We start from the raw sequence: 18,046 nt of genomic DNA, 5'->3' as shown, positions 1-18,046 counted from the left end.
AGCTCCGGTTGGATGTGCCGGCAGGGTGCGCCGGCACGGGTGACCGGATCATGACGCCGCGGCGGCCGGGTCGGCAATGCGGCGCTGCGGCAAGGCGTCGGCGGCCTGCGCCGGGCCGTCGAGGAACAGCATCTGCGGCGGTGGATGCATCAGGAACTGCTGGTGCGAGATGTTCCAGGCGTAGGCGCCGGCCAGCGGGAACGCCAGGCAGTCGCCAGGTGCCAGTGCGGCCACCGGCTGGTCGCGGGCCAGCAGGTCCTTGGGCGTGCACAGTTGCCCGACCAGGGTCACCCGCGCATCGCGCAGCACCGGCGGCTGCGTGCCGCGCAGCACCAGGAACGGATGGTCGTGGCCCTGCGCGGCAGGCGTGCGGAAATGATGGGTGCCGCCGCGGCCGATCGCGAACTGCGCGCCATGGCTGCGCTTGATGTCCAGCACTTCCATCAGGTACCAGCCGCAGGCGGCGCTGACGTAGCGGCCCGGCTCCAGGCGCAGGCGCAGGCCTTCGCCGTGCGTGCGCAGCAGCGCCGGCAACCCGGCGCAGAACGCGGCCCAGTCGAACGAGGCCGCAGGATCGGCGTAGTCCACGCCGAAGCCGCCACCGGCATTCACCGTCAGCGGTCCCAATCCATAGGCTTGGCGCCAGCCCTGCACGGTCTGCAGGTAGTGTGCGATCAGCCGCAACTGCAGCTGCGCATCGCGCTGGTGCGACAGCAGGTGGAAGTGGAGGCCGTCCAGGCGCAGTCCGCTCGCGCCACGCAGCACCTGCATCGCGGCGTCCAGATCGTCCACGTCCAGGCCGAACGGCGAGGGCCGCCCGCCCATCACCAGGCGCGTGTCCTGCATGCCCGGCACCACGATGTTCAGGCGCAGGAACACCGACAGCGGCCGCGTGTGCGACGCGGCGATGCGCGCCAGTCGCTGCAGCTCGCCCAGGCTTTCCACGTGCACGCTGCAGTCGGGCAGGCTGGCGGCCAGCTGCAGTTCGGTATCGAGCTTGCCGGGGCCGCCGAACAGCAGCCGGCGGCCCGGCTGGTGCGTGTGCAGCCATTGCAGTTCGCCGCCGGAGGCCGCCTCGAAACCGTCCACCCACGGTGCCAGCGTGCGCAGCACGGGGGGCTCGGCGTTGGCCTTGGCCGCGTAGAACAGTTCGCACTCGGCCGGCAGGTGCGCGCGCAGCATCGCCGCGTGCGTCTGCAGCGCTGCCAGGTCGTAGACGTAGGCGCAGACCGGGCCTTCGGCCTGCGCGCGCAACTGCGCCAGCGCCGCGTGCAGGGGGGCAGGATCGATGCGCAGGCTCATGCCGCCGCCTGCCGCAGCGCGGCGCTGCCGATCGGGTTGGGCAGGAAGCTGTAGTCGGCATGGCGGTCGGCACGCTGCAGCAGGCGCAGGCGCAGGTTGTTCTTGGCCGGCAGCGGCGCGCCGTCGAGCAGGGCCTGCAGTGCCGGTTGCGTGCCGTGGCGCTGCTGCCAGCTGCGCGCGATGTCGCCGACGATCTGCCACAGCTGGCGTTCGCGGCGGTCGTGGCCGTCGGCGAGGTGGAAGATCGCTTCGGCCAGGTTGTTGACCAGCGCGCAGTAGGCGATGCGGTTCCAGCCGCGTTCGGCGCTGTAATACAGCGACTGTCGCGCGGTCTCGGACATGCCCGGCAGGCGTGCGGCCGGCCAGCGCGACGGCAGCAGCTTGGTGCCTTCGAGGTCGCGGATCCACACCTGTGTCGGCAGGCCGTCCTCGCAGCCGATCACGGTGTTCTGCAGGTGTGGCTCCAGCACGATGCCGTAGCCGAACCAGGCGCTCCACACGCCATCCAGCAGCAGTCGCGCATAGGCGCGGAACCAGGCCGCGGTGGCCGCCTCCAGGCTGCTGCCGCTGCGCTGCGCCAGCGTCTGCAGTGCGGCGGCGCAAGCCGGCTGGCCGCGTGCGTCGTTGGTGAACAGCGCACCGGCCACCTGCGGGCGATAGCGCGCGCGCTGCGCCGCGGGGATCGCCTGCCGGTACAGCACGCCGAAGCTCTCGCCCAGTTCGCGGCAGGCCTGCGCATCGGCGTCCAGCGCGGAGAAGTCCAGATCGGTGGCGGCCGGCTCCAGCAGCACGTGGAAGCCAGGCACGCGCTGCGCCAGCGCCTGCCAGTCCGGCGCCAGCAGGCGGGTCAGCGCCACCGCGCTTTCCAGTTCGTACCAGGCGTTCTTGCGCACGCAGTTGGTCAGGCGCACGTGCACCGACAGCTTGAGGAAATGATCGAGCTCGGCGTGGTAGAGCGTGCGCACCGACGAGGTCGGGCGCAGCGCCAGGCCGCGTTCGCCCAGCGGCTCGATCCAGCCGCGCGCCTGCGCCTGGCGCAGCAGCGGATGCGCCAGCACGCGCTCGGCCTCCCACGGATGGCACGGATACAGGTCGGCGCCGCCGCCGGCCTGCGCCAGCGTGGCGCGTACGTCATCGCCCTGTGCGCGGTACAGGCGAGGGTCGATGCGGAACCAGAACAGCGGGAAGGCGCTGCGCGCTTCCGGCGCGCAGGCCAGCACCTGCGCCAGCGGCACGCCTTCGCGGCTCTTGGGCGTGGGATGGAAGGCGTGGCCCCACAGCATCGACTGCTCGGCATCGATCAGCGCCTCGCCGGTGGGCTGGGCGGCGTCGGCCTGGCGCAGCAATTGCGCGGTGATGGCGATGCTGTTGGCGCTCTGCGCCAGCAGTTCCAGGTTGGGCGCGTGCTCGCCTTCGCTGAGTTCCTGCAGCAGCAGCCGCACCAGCGCCTCTGCGTCCAGGCAGTGCCACGGACGGCCATCGGCCTTCAGGTAGGGCGCCGAGGCGAAGCGGCAGCGGCCCAGGCGGTCGGCATGCGCCAGGCGCACGCACAGCGTGGCGCCGGAGGGCAGGCGCAGGCGCAGCCAGCGCTCGCCGGCGGCGGCGATGCCGGGCCGGTCCAGGCCGCGATAGTCGAAGTCGGCCAGGCCGCGATCGAGCGCGACTTCGCGCAGGTAGCAGTTGAGCCAGCAGGTGATCGCCTGCGCTTGCGCCAGGCTGTCGTACCACGGGTCATGCATCGGCAACGGGGACATGGACGGTTCTCCGAACGGACGTGAGCATCAGGGCCGGCAGCAGCGCCAGCAGGGCGGCCGCGGCGGCGGCGAGGAAGGGAACGGCCAGGCCATGGCCTTGCACCAGGGCACCGGCGAGGGCGCCGCCGGCGACGCCGGCGTACTTGCCGGCGGCATCGAAGCGGCCGAACAACTGGCCCGCGCCGCGCCCGCCGGCAACCTCGGCCAGGCTGCGGTTGAGGCCGCGCAGCGCCATCCACATGCCCAGACCGAACAGCAGCCGCGCGGCGATCAACCAGCCGGGCGCCGGCGGCGCCATCTGCAGCAGGCAGGCCAGTGCGAACAGCGCCAGCCCCGCCGGCAGCGGCGACATGCGGTGGTCGCGACCGCGCCAGCACGGCATCAGCACCAGGTAGACCAGGTGCGGCAAGCTGTAGAGCAGGCCGGCGACCGCGCTGCTGCCGATGCCGTGCGCCTGCGCATACGGCAGGAAGTAGGGAAAGGTCACCACCATCGCGAAACAGAACAGGAATTGCGTGGTCCACAGCGCCCAGCGCTGGCGGCGCTGCGCCGCATCCGCCTGCGGCATCGCGGGTGTGGATGCGACTGCCGCCGGCACGCGCGGCGGATCGGCCGGCAACCGCCAGCTCAGCGCGAAGGCCAGCAGCGGCAGCAGCGCCAGGTAGCGGTACAGCGACTGCGCCGGCCCCAGCGCGGTGGCCAGGCCGAGCAGCGCCGGTGCGGTGACCATCGCCAGCCGTGCCGAGAACTGGGTCCAGTCCAGCGCCCGCGCCAGCGAGCCACTCTGCGCCTGGCTGCTGAGATAGGCGTTGGTCGCGGCCAGCGAGCCGCCGCAGGCGCCTTGCACGACCAAGCCGGCGACCAGCCAGCCCAGGTTCGGCGCGAAGCCGGCCATGAGGAAGCCAAGCGCCAGGCCGAGTTGCGCGCGCAGCAGCGAGCGCTTGCGTCCATAGCGGTCGGCCAGCCGGCCCCAGGTGCTGGCGGTGAGCGCAGTGCACAGCGTCGGCAGCACGTACAGCACGCCGCTCCAGCCGATCGCCGCACCCGGCGCGAGCTGCTGCAGCACCTGCGGCAGGAACAGCGGCATGCCCAGCGCGGTGAAGGCGGCCAGATAATGCGCGGCCAGCACCGGGCCGAGGAGGCGCTTCATCGCGCCGCCCCGGCCGCGACCGCGCGCGCCGCCAGCGCAGCCTCGCGCAGCAGGTTGGGCGCGCTGTCGCCGTAGAACTTGTTGATGTCCGCCGCGCCGGTGATCTGCTTGCCGAGCAGGCTGCCGGCGCTGAGCAGGTACTTCACCGGCAGCGTGGGCGCGTCCAGCAGCGCCTGCGCCGGGGCGGTGTCGATGCCATCCTCACGCAGCGCGCGCAGGGTGCCGTGCAGGCGCGCGCGCAGCAGTGCGTACAGCGGGGCGCGCAGTCCCGGCTGCCATTCCGCCAGCCCTTCCAGCACCGCCTGCAGATCCAGTTGCAGGATGATGGTGCAGAACATCCGCGCCAGCGCGGCGTCGTCCTGCACCACGATACGCGCGTCGCGCGGGGTGCCCAGCGCGGCCAGCGCCGGCCGTTGCGCGTACAGCCGCGGCAGCAGCACCCGCGCCGCGTCGTTGTCCTTCATCAGCAGCCGCGGCGCGCGGCCGGCGGCGTAGATCAGCACGCTGTTCTGCTGGTTGGCCTCCAGCGCGATGCCGTAGCGCAGCCACAGCCGCAGGTGCACCTGGCACATCAGCGCCAGGTAGCTGTCCCACCAGGCGGTGAGGTCGCCGCCATGGAAGCCGTCGGCCAGGTGCGCGGCCAGCGGTCGGCCATCGGGCAGCGTCGCGCACAGGCCGGCCACCGGCACCAGGGTTGCGTCCGGCAGCGCGGGATAGCGGCGCAGCAGATAGGACAGGTGGCGGGTCTCGCCGACATGGCCGGCATGCGCCTCGTCCACGTGCAGGTAGCGTTCGCCCAGCGCCGGATCGTGCGCGGCCAGGTCGCACAGCACGCGTTCGAACCAGTGCCCGTCGTACAGCGTGGACGGTTTGATCAGGCGCAGGTTGAGCGCGCCGAGCGTGCGCATCGGCACCGGCAGCTTCAGATGATGATCGGGAAACGCCAGCGGAATCACCGTGCGCAGCGACAGCGACGGGCGCACCTGCAGCCACGGCTGCGGCGCGGCGATCGCGCCGTCCGGCAGGGCGAAGCCGTCCTCGCCCAGCCGCGCGAAGATCAGCGGGTGCAGCGGCCAGGCGACGTGGTCGGCGTCCAGCGTCGAATCCAGGCCGAGCATGCTCGGGCGCGGCCAGAACGCCGGCGGCGGCGTGGTCTGGGTGACCTGCGCGATTGGCAGCGCCAGCCAGCGCAGCGCGAAGCTGGGGCCGAACTCCGGTGCGTAGCGCGGCAGGTCGGCATCGTCCAGGCCAAGCTTGGCGCGTGCGCTGGGATAGAACGGATGGTCGCGGTGGCTGGCCAGTTGTTCGCAGCGGTAGGCGCGCTCGTGCGCGTCGGCGGCGTCCAGCGCGGTGGCCAGCAGTGGCCGTTGCTGCGCGTAGGCCTGCCGCGCCAGCGCGCGCTGGCGCACCGCGCACTCGGCTTCCTCGACATAGGCGCGGTGCAGCGCCTGGGTCTCCGCGTCGAGCCCGGCGCCCAGTCGCGCCAGCCACTGCGCCGCGCCGGATTCGCAGACACTGTGCTGCCCGGTGTGCAGGACCCAGCTGTCGCTGCAGGCGCTCACGGTCTGCAGGTAGCCGGCGCGACGCAGCGGCAGCCACAGTTCGCCGTCGGGCAGGTGCGCGATGCGCCACCAGATGGCGTCTGTGGGCAGCGGCGCCTGCGCCCAGGCGGCGAGCACCGCCGGCGGCGGCGTGGCCGCGGCGCCGCGGCTGACGATGCCGCGCAGGTCTTCGCGCAGGCAGGCGTCGATCACGCGCAGGTCGATGTAGCGGCGGTCGGCGTCCTGGCTCATGCCGCCACTCCGGTGGTGGTGTCGATGCGCCAGTGCAGCGACGCCTCGGTGCTGGCCAGCGCCTGCTGCAGGTCCGACGCGGTGTCGGCGAGGACGTCCAGCACGCCCAGGTAATCCTTGTTGGAGTGGCTCAGGCGGATTGCGTCGCCGGGTTGCCGCAGGCGGCGGTAGCGTGCTTCCCAGTGCGCGTCGCTACTGGCATGGTCGGCACTGGCCACCGCCAGCCTGCCGTCGTGCTCGGCCACGTAGTAGCGCACCAGCGCCTGCGCGCGGCGCGCCTGCAGCGCCGGCAGCGGCCGGCCCAGGTGCAGGCCGAGCACGCTGTCGAACCAGTGTCCGCCGAACAGGCGATCGAGCAGGAATTCGCGGCCGTCGCCGATGCTGCGGTAGTTGATCTCCACCAGCACCGGGCCGTCGGCGGTGAGGATGAACTCGCTGTGGCATACGCCGAAGCCGATGCCGAACGCCTGCAGTTGCGCCAGTGCCTGCTGCAGCACCGGGGTGTCGATGGCGCTGCGCCAGCGCGCCTCGCATTCGACGAAATGCGGTGGCGCCGATAGTTGCACGTCGAAGCCGCCGATCGGCTGCAGGGTGCGCCCGTCGCCGAGCGTTTCCAGGGTGAACAGCGGACCCTCCAGCACGCTCTCCAGCAGCACGCTGCGCTGCGGGTGGCGCTGCCAGAAATCATCGAGGTAGGCCTGCAGCGCCGCCGCGTCGGCGCAGTGGCGCACGTCCAGGCTGGCCACGCCTTCGCGCGGCTTGGCGATCAGCGGCCAGGGTGCCTGCGCCGGCGGCATCGCGCCCGGCGCCAGGCTGCAGAACCACGGCGCCGGCAGGCCGAGCGCGCGCAGCCGCTGGCGCATCGCCGCCTTGTTCTTGGCCGCGTAGCAGACCTGCCAATCCTTGCCCGGCACGCCGAGCGCGGCGGCGACCACGGCGGCGCTGGTCTGCAGGTGATCGCTGTTGCTGAATACCGCGCGCGGCGGCTGCGGCAGGCTGCCGAGCAGGTCGAGCACGCCCAGCGGATTGAACACGTCGCACTCCAGCACCTGCACCGGTGCGGCCGGCGGATGGCGGCGGAAGTGGTCGAGGTGCGCGTGGCGGTGGTCGGTCAGCAGCAGCACCGGCACGCCCAGGCGCTGCGCGGCGGGGAGGAAGCCATCGGTCACCGCCGGGTGGCAGACGTGGCTGAGGAGCAGCAGGGGAGCGTCGTGCGAGGTCATGTGCGGGTCTCGTCGGGCGCAGGCGCACGCACGCCGCCGGCGCGGCCGCGCGGAGGCGGACACGGGAGGCATGCGCCGCGGCTGCGGCAGGGTCGCGTGGTTGCCTGGCGCATCGCATCGGGCGCGCGCTGGGTAGGGGAAGGACGCGGCTGCGTCCGCTGCAGGTGCCCGCGTCTCCCGCGGGCGGCGGCGCGCCGTGCTGGCGCGCGGTGGTGCGACTGCCGGCGTCGTCGTCCGACGCCGGGGTGGATCAGAACGTGTACTCGAGGCCGACGGTGACGCTGCGGCCCGGCGCCGGCTGCCGGCCCCAGGGACTGGTGTCGATGCCGCGGTACCAGTACTTCCGATCGAACAGGTTGTTGACCGCCAGCGACGCGCTGAGCTTGCCGCTGGCGCCTTCGCTGAGCACCTGGCTCAGCTGCGCGTTCCACACCCAGTAGGCCGGCAGCTCGCCGACCGAGCCGATCGCGTTTTCCTGCACGGTGTTGGCCGCATCGCTGAAGGCGCGGCTGAAGTAATAGCTGGAAACGGCGACGGTGGTATGACCGGACTCGGGCCGGTACGACGCGCCGAGGGTGAGCTGGTTGCGCGAGGTGTAGGGCACGCGCAGGCCGTCGTACACGCCCGATTTCTGCCGTGCGTCCAGATAGGCGTAGCCGGCATTGAGGGTCAGCGCGCGCAGTTGCGCCGGGCTCCACTGCAGTTCCACTTCGCCGCCCTGGTGGCGGGTCTTGCCGAGGTTGCGGTAGGTGCGCGTGGTGTTGTCGAGCTGGATTTGCTGGTCGAAGTCGATCAGGTAGCCGCCGAACTGCACGCGGGTGCGCTCATTGGGCTGGTAGCGTGCGCCCGCTTCGTAGTTCCAGGCCAGTTCGGCGTCGAGGTTGTCGCCGAAGATGATCTGGGTGACCTGCGGCGCGCGCAGCGAGCGCTGCCCGTCGGCGTACAGGTACCACTGCGGGCTGGCCTGGAATCCCAGGGTCAGGCCGGGCAGCACGTCGTCGGTCTTGTTGCGCGTGCGCGCGCCGCTGGCCAGGTTGTAGTAGCGCGAATCGACCTGCTCGTAGCGCAGGCCGGGGGTGACGGTGACGCGGCCGTCGGCGAAGGCGATCGCGTCGCTGACGTAGGCGGCGGCGCCGCGGTCCTTGAAGCGCCAGTCGCGCACCAGGGTGTACAGGCCGTCCCTGAGGCGGGTGTTGCCGACCAGGAAGTCGATGTCCTCGTTGATCGCGCGCGCGCCCAGCGTCCACTGCTGGCGCACCGCGCCGTCGCCCATCGTCCAGCTCAGCCGCGGCTCGCTGCCGTAGACGCGGAAATCGCGCGGGGCGCTCTGCCGCAGTTGCGGCGGCAGGTCGGGGCGCCAGGTCTCGCTGGCCGCCGAGCGCATGCCGACGATGAAGTTGCGGCTGCTGCGCGCGCTGAAGTTGCTCCAGTCCAGGCGCAGGTCCTGGAACGGCCCCACATCGCCGAAGTCCTGCTGGTAGACCAGCGAGGCGCGCGTGGTGCGGCCGTTGAATGCGTCCAGCGGCCGCGTCGACTGGCGTGGATCGCGCAGGTAGTCGGCGGTGGACAAGGCGCCGGCCATGTCCATGTCGGCGACGTAGCGCTGCACGCTGGCCTTGAGCAGCTTGTCCGGTGCCAGCCACCATTCCGCGCGCAGGCGCAGGTTCTTGATGTCGGTGGCGCTGTGCTCGCGCCAGTAGTCGCCCTTGGTCCAGTTGGCGTCCAGTTGCAGGCCAAACGTGTCGCTGGCGTAGCCGCCGGTGCTGATCGCGGTGTCGCCCAGGTAATGCCCGGCGCCGCCGGCGGTGACCTTCTGGCCCAGCGTGGTGGTCCAGGTGGTGGGAATGTCCGGGCTGATCAGGTTGATCACGCCGCCGACGTTGTTGGGGCCGTACTGCACCGCCGCGCCGCCGCGCACGATGTCGATGCGGTCGACCTGGTTCAGGCCGACCGGGAACAACGACAGGCTGGTCTGCCCGTACGGCGCCAGCGCCAGCGGAATGCCGTCCTCGAGCACCTGCACGCGGCCGCTACGGCTCTCGTACAGGCCGCGCAGCATGATCTGCGGCAGCGCGCCGGTGCCGGTCTCGTCGAACACCTTGATGCCCGGCACCTTCTGCAGCGCGTCGTCCAGCGAGCGGTTGGCGCCGGTGCGCAGTTGCGTGTTGTCGATCACCTGGCGGCTGCCGGCGTAGTGCTGCACGTCCTCGACGGTGGAGCGGCCGAGCAGGCTGCCCTGCACCTGCACCGCGTCGAGCTGGCGGATCCGCGCCTGCGCGTCGGCGTCGGGCGGAGTGTCCTCGGCGCGCGCGCTGGAGGGGGCGAGCATGGCGGCGGCGAGGGCGACGGCCAGCAGCGAAGGGGAAAGCGAAGCGATCAAGACGACGACTCCAGAGGCACGAAAACGGTCAGGGGCTGCGCAGGTCGGCCGCGCGCTGGCGCAACGCGGCCTGCAGCAACGCGCGGTCTTCGCCGGCGAACAGCCACTGCAGGTCCGCCTGCGCCAGCCAGTGCGCGCGTTGCGCGGCGTCGCGGGGATTGGGGCAGAACGGAACGCCGGCGGCGCGGCAGGCCGCGTCGATCGCCAGCAGCTGTTCCCAGACCTGCGGATGGGTGGGCTGCGGGCCGACGCCCAGGTCCAGCGCCAGGTCCAGCGCGCCTTCCATCACCAGCGACACGCCGGGCACCTGCAGGATCTGCGGCAGGGCGCGCACGCCGGCGGCGCTCTCGATCATCGGGATCACGCGCAGGCGCGCGCGGCTGCCGGCGATGTAGTCGGCCAGGGCCACGCTGCCGAAGCCGGTGACCCGGCCGCCGGTGATGCCGCGGCGGCCGTGCGGCGGGAAGTGCGCGGCGGCGACCGCGCGCTCGGCCTGCTCGGCGCTGTCCAGCCCGGCCAGGACCACGCCGCGGGCGCCGGCATCGAGCACCCGGCCGATCAGCTTGGCATCGACCTCGGGCACGCGCACCCACGGTTCGCAGCCGCCCAGCTCGCAGGCGCGGATGGCATGTTCCAGCTCGGCGGGCGAGCGCAGCACGTGTTCCAGATCGAGTACCGCGAAGTCGTAGCCGACATGCCCGAACATCTCGCACAGCAGGGCACTGGGCACGGAGTTGAGCAACCCGATCTTGCAGGCCATGGGGGAGGGCGCGCGGAACTGGGGAAGGGAGCGCAATCCTGCCGCAAACGAGAATGCTTATCAAGAAGATTCGCTACGGGTCTTCACGGCCGCCGTAGACGCTTTCTGTGCGCCACCACACTTTTCGCTCTGCGACTCACCGTCCGAAGAGGAGCCGCTTTTGCGAATCCCCAATCCCCAATGCCTAATCCCTAAGTCGCGCTGTCAATGCCTCAGCGCGCCGCGGCGCGCATCCCCCGATACGGCGGCGTCGCCATCACCATTTCCGCCAGCGAATAGGCCAGCTCGCGCTCGGCCATCACCGTGCCGTCGGCACCGTGGTCGAGCAGGTGCTTGACCTCGGCGTCGCTGTGCGCACGCGCCAGCAGGGTCAGCGTCGGGTTCAGCGCACGCAGCTTGGCCAGGGCTTCGCCGGCCTCCAGCGGCTGCGGGATCGCCAGGATCGCGATCTTGGCCTTGTCCGGGTGCGCCTCGGCCAGCACCCGGTCGGCGGCGGCGCTGCCGCGGATGCCGGGGATGCCGTCGGCGTGAGCGCGCTCGACGTGGTCGCGGTTGTCGTCGATCACCAGCACCGGCACGCCGCGCTCGCGCAGCACCGCCGCCAGCGCGCTGCCGACCCGGCCGTAGCCGATCACGATGGCGTGGTCGACCAGGTCCAGCGACGGGCCCGGCGGCAATTCCGGCTCCACCGTCACCGGCGCCTCCACCGCCTGCCGCGCCTGCCAGCGGTCCAGCCAGGTGAACAGCAGCGGGTTGGCGATGATCGACAGCAGCGCGCCGGCCAGGATCAGGTCGCGGCCGGTCTCGGGCAGGATCGCCAGGCTCACGCCCAGGCCGGCCAGGATGAAGGAGAACTCGCCGATCTGCGCCAGGCTGGTGGAAATGGTCAGGGCGATGCCGGTGGGGTGGCCGAACGCCCGCACGATTACGAAGGCGGCCAGCGACTTGCCGACGGTGATGGTCAGGAACGTGGCCAGCACCTGCCAGGGATGCTCGACCAGGATGTGCGGATCGAACAGCATGCCCACCGAGACGAAGAACAGCACCGCGAAGGCGTCGCGCAGCGGCAGCGAGTCGTTGGCGGCCTTGTGGCTGAGCTCGGATTCCTTCAGCAGCATGCCGGCGAAGAAGGCGCCCAGCGCGAACGACACGCCGAACAGGGTGGCCGAGCCGAACGCCACGCCCAGCGCGATCGCCAGCACCGACAGGGTGAACAGTTCGCGCGAGCCGGTCGCGGCGACTTTCTCCAGCGCCCACGGAATCGCGCGGCGGCCGACCACCAGCATCACCGCCACGAACGCGGCCATCTTCAGCAGGGTGACGCCGAGCGCGCCGAGGATCGCCCCGGTATCGGCGCCCTTGCCGCCGAGCGCGTCGGCCAGCGCCGGCAGCAGCACCAGCGCCAGCACCATCACCAGGTCCTCGACGATCAGCCAGCCGACCGCGATGCGCCCGCGCAGGGTTTCCAGCAGGCGCCGTTCCTCCATCGCCCGCAGCAGCACCACGGTACTGGCCACCGACAGCGCCAGGCCGAACACCAGGCCGTGCAGGGTCGGCCAGCCCATGCTCCAGGCCAGTCCCCAACCGAGCAGGGTGGCGACCGCGATCTGCGCCAGCGCGCCGGGGATCGCGATCCACTTCACTTCCATCAGGTCTTCGAGGGAGAAGTGCAGCCCCACGCCGAACATCAGCAGCATCACCCCCAGTTCCGACAACTGGGTGGCCAGGGCCTGGTCGGCGACGAAGCCCGGCGTGAACGGGCCCACGCAGATGCCCGCCACCAGATAGCCGACCAGCGGCGAGAGTTTGAGGCGATGGGCGAGCGTGCCGAGGAGGAAGGCGAGCGCGAGCCCGACCGCGATGATGTCGATGAGACTGGTGTCGTGATGCATTCAGGATCGCAGAACAAGTAGGCCCCGAGTGTCGCCGATCGGGGCTTTTGTCGGCAAATGGGTGGGGGGCGCCAAACGGCTGGCGGACCCCGGGCATCGTGATTGGGCCACAGGCCCATTACGTGCGGGCTGCGCGTGCGGCGACAGGACGGGACGATCTCGGGCGGCGGCTGGGCGGCCGGCATCGGGAGCAGGCGGCCGCGAGACGCATGCCCCCGGCATCGCGCAGGTGGGGCACGGATGCGCTTGCCAGGGCCGGCGAGCCGCGCAACCGGCGCCCCGGGCAGTGCCGCATCCCGGCCCCGGCTCCCGCTCCCCGACACCTTGAGTGGGATGGAAGTCGCAGCGATCGGGTCCCCCACGCAACTCCCTGTCAGGAAAGGCATTACAGCGGATGATGGACGTTATCTGTCTACTGTTCCGGCCCATGCCGTGGTGTATGTTTGCGCCAATTAGGTGTCCTGCCAGGACCAGGGTGGCATGGCTAGACTGAAGACATTCGCGAGCGGAATCCTCTTGAGCGCGGTGTACTGCGCGGCCTACCTGGCCGTGTGGCACTGCTCTCTGGATCAATGGTTCCTGCCGATCGGACTGCGCACCGCAGCACTGCTGTTTCTCCCGTATCGGCTTTGGCCCTACGTTTTTCTGGGAGACGCGGCGGCGCTGCTGAGCATGCGTGTGCCGATGATCGAGGAGGGCGGGGCAAATCCGGTCTGGGTGTACGGCAGCTCGTTCCTGTTGATGCCGGCCTTCTCGCTGCTGCCTTGGGCGGTCCGGCGCAGCCTTCCTGATTTTCGGGTCGAGCAGAGCTGGCTGCCGCTGATCTGCCTGTGCGCGGCATTGTGGGCAGTGCTCGTCAACAAGGGAGTCAACTGGCTGCTGGGTGGGCCTGCCGCCTATATCAATCTGGAAAACACGCTGAAGTTCTGGATAGGTTTCTATCTGGGTATCGTCATGTTCGTCTTTCCCGCCCTGCTGTGGGTCAGGCGAGGAGAGGGAGATACAGGCGAGCGAAGGACGCTGCTGCACAGCTCAGGCGTCGCTGCGTTACTGATGGCCGTCCTGTTCGCTGGGGCAATGCAGGCCGAGGGTGTGCTGCGCCAGTTCGTTCTGGTTCTGATGATCGCGCCGGCTGTGTGGCTGACGTTCAAGCATGCATGGCGAGGCGCTGCAATCGGTGTTGTGATGGCCAACTTTGCGGTGGCCATGTCACTGCCAAAGACCAACTATGCCGGTGCCTACGATGTGGACACATTGCAGGTGCAGTTGTTGGTGGCATTCGCGGTGACTGCGCTCGCTTCGCTAGGCGCCAGGCTCTCTGTCGCCTTCGACCAGGCGCAACGCTTCGGCTTTGCCGAAAGGCAGGCCCTGCAAGTCGCCCAGGCCAGCTACATGTCGGCCGAGCGCACGCTGCGTAACCGCGTGATCGAGTACACCGACATCCATGTGCACATCAACAAGCTGCGCCGCGACATCGCCAGTACGCTGAAGGAGCACGGTCACTACGCCGCGGCGATGGAAATGAACCGTACCGGGGTGATCCAGGCGCAGTTGCTGGACGATTACGTCGCGGCGCTGTATCCGCTGGATATCGAAACCCACGGCCTGTACGGCGCGCTGAATTCCATCGCCTTCGCCAACGCCTGCGATACCGAGGTCGAGGCGCGGCTGCACGGGGATTCGCGGCGGCTGTCCATCGGGCTGCAACTGGCGGCGTATCGCTGCGTGCTCAACGCCATGGAAATCCTGCCCGATGCGGGCCGGCACACGATCACCGCACGGGTCTGGACGGCACGCGGCAAACGCGGCGTGGTGGTGACCGTGGAAGCCGATGCGGCGATGCCAGGCAGCGATCGCAGGCAGCATAGCGCCGACGAGATGGACTGGGAGTTGGCAAGCCGGTTAAAGGCTCATGACGGCACCTGCCGGCGCCGTCATGAGCGGAAGATCAGTTTCCTGATCTCCGAGCCGCTGCAAAAGACCGTTACTTCTTGATGGTCACGGTCCAGACGTCGCCGTTGGCGCTGCTGGCCAGCTGCACGGTGAAGTAGCGCGCATCGTAGACCACGGTGCCGCGACTGCTGTCGAAGGTGTCGACGGTGCTCACCCGATCCACGTCCTTGCCCATCGGCGTCACCCAGGCGGTGTCGCCGACGCGGCCGACCGCACCGCGCACCTGACCGGTGCTGTCGTTGATCTGCAGGTAGGTCACGCCGTTACGCTCGAACTGATAGATGCGCACCGACGCGTTGGTGGACAGGTTGGTCGCCGCTGGTGCGCTCTCGCCGAAGCCGCGAATGGCGATCGGCGTACCGACACCGCCGCCCGGGCAGCAGCTCTGTGCATAGGCATTGGACGCCAGCGCAGAGCAGAGCACGATGCCCGAGAGTGTCGCGAGTTTAGAAGTTTTCCACATAATCAGGTCCTTCCCCGGATGGGGCTTTTTTGCCTGCCGTTCAGGCGATTCCACATTACGCGAATCGCAACAGGCCACTGTTGACAAATAATCAATCGATTCATACTTGTGATGTGGCTCACGCTTATTTTTCCGGAAGAATTCCCGCAAATACGCCGCATCGGCTTGCCCAGGTATGGCCCCAGGTCACGCGCGATTCGCGTCGACCATCCGGCATCGCCGGGGTGTCGGGCGTGGACCTTATTGCAGTTTCCATGCCACACATTGCGGGTATGTTCTCGCGGTGCAGCAGGGCATGTTGTTGCTGGCGCTTCCGCGTTCGGCACAGCCAAGTGATGCCGAATGCCGCTGTCGATGGCGAGCGCGTTGCATCGTGGGGAAATCCATCGCGCCGTCGCCCTGCGTTTTTCGGATGCGATCACGATCGTGTCGTGTCTGAGATGGCCATCACCGACGTGACGGGATCGGTACAGTCGCTCGGCCCGATGCGCCCGGATCGCGCGGCGAATGTTTGACGCCTCTGCGTCGCTGTCGGCCGCGATCAGGCGATGCGTCGCTGCAAACGCATGGGTCGAACGGATGACGGCGCGAGTGCGATGCGTTGCCGAACGGGACGAGGCTTATGGGCGCGCGCTTTGCCGACGCTTCGTCACCGCCGCGTTGGTGCCCATCCGACTCCTGCGTCAGCGGTGTAGCGTCGCACGCCATCGAGACCGACCTGGCGGACATGCGGTCACCGCGTTGTCTGCGGTGAACGCGGCGGCGGCGGTGCCGGGACACCGCCGCCGCAATGCGTCACCAGCTGTAGTTGACGTTGGCGTAGGCGAAGGCGCCGTTGAAGCCGAACGGCGAGGACGTGCTGTACGGCAGATAGGTGCGGGTGCCGGCACCGGCGCGCGAGCGGTCGGGATACTCGTTGAGCACATTGTCGCCGCCGACGGTCACGCGCCAGCTGCCCAGGGTGTAGGCGGCCGACAGGTCCAGGGTCCATTTGGCCGCATAGGTCTGGTCGGCGGCGGGCGTGGTGCCGAAGTCGGTGAATTCGCCCCAGCGCGTGGCCGTGGCGGTGAAGGCCCAGGCGCCGGGCGACCATACGCTGCTCAGGAAGAACTTGTCGCGCGGCGAACCGCGGGTGATGCGGCCGATCTCGGCACGGCCGATGCGTACCGCGGTCGGGTCGATCGCTTCCAGGACCGCAGGATTGCCGGCGATCTTCTCGATGTCGGTCTTGTTGTAGTTGTAGCCGGCGGTGAGATCGAGGCTGCTCGTGGGCAGCGTGAGCTTGTAGGTGCCGATCGCATCCACGCCCTGGGTCTTGGTGTCGATGGCGTTGGTGAAGTAGCGGCCGCCGCCGATGCCGGCGTAGCCGTTGCCCTGCAGGTAGTTGCGTACTGCCGTGGAGGTGAGATTCTCCGAGAGCACGATGCGGTCGTCGATGTCGATGCGGTAGGCATCGAGGGTGATGTACAGCGCGTCCACCGGCTGCAGCACCAGGCCCAGGCCGTAGTTCTTGGACTTCTCGGCCTTCAGCGGTTCGGCGCCGAGCGCGATCGCCGCCGGGTTGTCGGTGCGGAAGGTGCCGATCTCGAACGGCGTGGCGGCGATGCTGCCGTCGGGCTGGGCGACGTTGATGAAGTTGGTGGCGACCGACTGGAAATACTGCTGCTGCAGCGACGGTGCGCGGAAGCCGGTGGAGACGGTGGCGCGCAACGCGACCTTCGGGCTGAAGGCGTAGCGCAGCGACAGCTTGCCGGTGGCGGTGTCGCCGAAGTCGCTGTAGTTCTCGTAGCGCCCGGCCAGGCCGGCGGAGAACTTGTCGGTGATGTCGCCTTCCAGGTCCAGATAGGCCGAGTAGCTGTTGCGGTCGTAATGGCCGGAGTCGCTGGGCTTGAAGCCGGCGAACACCTGCGCGCCCGGCAGCAGGGTGCCATTGGCCGAGGGAATGCCGCCGTTGAGATAGGACGCCGGCGCGCCCGGCGATTCGTTGAACTTCTCGCCGCGCCATTCGGCGCCGAAGGCCAGGGTGAGCGGGTAGGCCAGGCCGACCTCCAGCGATTTGCTGAAGTCGGCGTTGAGCACGTTCTGGGTGACCTGCAGCGCGCCCGCATAGAACTCGGTGGGACTGGCCAGGCCGAGGCTGTTGTTGAGGCTGTGGCGCACGTCGAAACTCAGATCGTTGCGGCCGTAGTTGTAGCTGAGGTCGATGGCCAGGCCGCCGGCGGTGCTGGACTTGACACCGCCGACCCAGGACACGTCCTTGCTGACGTTGTAGATCTGCGGCAGGAAGCCGTCGGGGTAGATCTCCGGGCGGTTGCGGTTGTCGCCGGACCAGCGGAAGTAACCGTTGGACAGCACCTCGCGGCGGCTGAGCATCGCGTAGGAATAGAAGGTGATGTAGTCGGCCGGGCTGTACTGACCGTTGTAGGAGACCGCGCCCTGGTCCACGTCGGGGTCGCCGTAGCGCTGCTGCACCTGGCCCTGGTACGGCGTGGCGCGGTCGGTCTGGTCCTGGTGTCCGGCCTGCGCGGCGAAGTGCACTGTGCCGGTCTCGGCGAAGGTGAGCCCGGCATCGCCGGAGAGCTGGTACTGCTCGCCGTCGCCGGCGCTGTACTTGCCGTAGCGCCCGGCCAGGCTGCCGCCCGTGCCGCTGCCCTTGAGCACGATGTTGATGACGCCGGCGATGGCGTCGGAACCGTATTGCGCGGAGGCACCGTCGCGGAGCACTTCGATGCGTTCGACCGCGGCGATGGGAATGGTGTTGAGATCGGCCGGCGAGGAGCCGCGGCCCTGCGCGCCGTTGAGGTTGACCAGCGCGGTGGTGTGGTAGCGCTTGCCGTTGACCAGCACCAGCACCTGGTCCGGCGAGAGCCCGCGCAACTGCGCCGGGCGCACCGCATCGGAGCCATCGGTGATCGCCGGGCGTGGAAAGTTCAACGACGGCACCGCGCGCGACAGCGCGGTGGCCAGTTCGGTGGTGCCGGTGGACTGCAGCGTCTCCGGTGAGATGATGTCGATCGGCGAGGCCGATTCGGCGACGGTGCGATCGGCCACACGCGTACCGGTGACGATGACGGTGTCCAGCGTTTGCGCGTTGCCGGTGTTCTGCGCGTGGACCGAAACGGCGGACGTCGCCAGACACAGGGCGACGGCGTGGGCGAGCGGAGTGAGCGTGCGCGTCATGGGGGAGGCGGCTCCAGAAGTGGGGGGAGGCGCCGCTGCATGCGCACTCCCCTGTCCCCTGGCGGATGCGACGACGCGACCTAGGGATTACCGGTTGATGTCAGTGGAGTCAATATTCCGTTAAGCCTGATGCCGAGGTTGCAATTGCAACCACCGCTGCAGGCGTTGCGGCAGCGCCAATCCCGGGATTTTCCGG

The 18,046-nt window shown here is 69.7% G+C and carries 11 protein-coding genes; 1 reads left to right on the top strand and 10 read right to left on the bottom strand.

Features of this window, described 5'->3' with window-relative positions; translation table 11 throughout:
• Positions 1-48: 48 nt before the first annotated feature.
• From SLW55_RS07615 to ybaL, 8 genes are all read right to left on the bottom strand, one after another.
• A complete protein-coding gene (locus SLW55_RS07615; RefSeq protein WP_320744900.1) occupies positions 49-1,302 on the bottom strand; it encodes a type III PLP-dependent enzyme in 1,254 nt (417 codons plus the stop codon).
• Entirely contained in the window at positions 1,299-3,056 is a 1,758-nt protein-coding gene (locus SLW55_RS07610) for an IucA/IucC family protein (protein ID WP_320744899.1), read from the bottom strand. Before SLW55_RS07610 ends, SLW55_RS07615 begins: the two co-directional genes overlap by 4 nt.
• Entirely contained in the window at positions 3,034-4,206 is a 1,173-nt protein-coding gene (locus tag SLW55_RS07605) for an MFS transporter (protein ID WP_152236035.1), read from the bottom strand. The genes SLW55_RS07610 and SLW55_RS07605 overlap by 23 nt, the downstream gene beginning before the upstream one ends.
• The gene (locus SLW55_RS07600; RefSeq protein WP_320744898.1) at positions 4,203-5,999 is read right to left on the bottom strand and encodes an IucA/IucC family protein; all 1,797 of its coding nucleotides are present in this window, start codon (positions 5,997-5,999) and stop codon (positions 4,203-4,205) included. The genes SLW55_RS07605 and SLW55_RS07600 overlap by 4 nt, the downstream gene beginning before the upstream one ends.
• Positions 5,996-7,222, bottom strand: coding sequence for a siderophore biosynthesis protein PvsA (locus SLW55_RS07595; protein WP_295910334.1), 1,227 nt, complete (start codon positions 7,220-7,222; stop codon positions 5,996-5,998). Before SLW55_RS07595 ends, SLW55_RS07600 begins: the two co-directional genes overlap by 4 nt.
• A gap of 250 nt (positions 7,223-7,472) precedes the next feature.
• Positions 7,473-9,551, bottom strand: coding sequence for a TonB-dependent siderophore receptor (locus SLW55_RS07590; protein ID WP_320740648.1), 2,079 nt, complete (start codon positions 9,549-9,551; stop codon positions 7,473-7,475).
• Between the two features lie 79 nt (positions 9,552-9,630).
• Positions 9,631-10,362 carry an aldolase/citrate lyase family protein gene (locus SLW55_RS07585; RefSeq protein ID WP_150409772.1) on the bottom strand — a complete coding sequence of 244 codons (732 nt, stop codon included), beginning with the start codon at positions 10,360-10,362 and terminating at the stop codon, positions 9,631-9,633.
• Between the two features lie 212 nt (positions 10,363-10,574).
• On the bottom strand, positions 10,575-12,254 hold the full coding sequence (ybaL, locus tag SLW55_RS07580) for a YbaL family putative K(+) efflux transporter (RefSeq protein WP_267099879.1): 1,680 nt from the start codon (positions 12,252-12,254) through the stop codon (positions 10,575-10,577).
• A 480-nt stretch (positions 12,255-12,734) separates the two neighbouring features.
• Here ybaL and SLW55_RS07575 point away from each other — a divergent pair, with 480 nt between their 5' ends.
• Positions 12,735-14,249: an MASE1 domain-containing protein gene (locus tag SLW55_RS07575; RefSeq protein ID WP_320744897.1), complete on the top strand. Its 1,515-nt coding sequence runs from the start codon at positions 12,735-12,737 to the stop codon at positions 14,247-14,249.
• Here the strand turns inward: SLW55_RS07575 and SLW55_RS07570 are convergent.
• Together SLW55_RS07570 and SLW55_RS07565 are read right to left on the bottom strand one after the other, a co-directional pair.
• A complete protein-coding gene (locus SLW55_RS07570; RefSeq protein ID WP_267099877.1) occupies positions 14,239-14,670 on the bottom strand; it encodes a hypothetical protein in 432 nt (143 codons plus the stop codon). The two genes, SLW55_RS07575 and SLW55_RS07570, sit on opposite strands and share 11 nt — an antisense overlap.
• A gap of 795 nt (positions 14,671-15,465) precedes the next feature.
• Positions 15,466-17,850 carry a TonB-dependent receptor gene (locus tag SLW55_RS07565; protein WP_320744896.1) on the bottom strand — a complete coding sequence of 795 codons (2,385 nt, stop codon included), beginning with the start codon at positions 17,848-17,850 and terminating at the stop codon, positions 15,466-15,468.
• Positions 17,851-18,046 lie beyond the last annotated feature (196 nt).

This window comes from Xanthomonas sp. LF06-19 (assembly GCF_034105425.1).
In the GTDB taxonomy this organism is placed as follows: domain Bacteria; phylum Pseudomonadota; class Gammaproteobacteria; order Xanthomonadales; family Xanthomonadaceae; genus Xanthomonas_A; species Xanthomonas_A sontii.
Note: the sequence above shows the minus strand (reverse complement) of the source record. Positions and strands in the feature narration are given on the sequence as shown.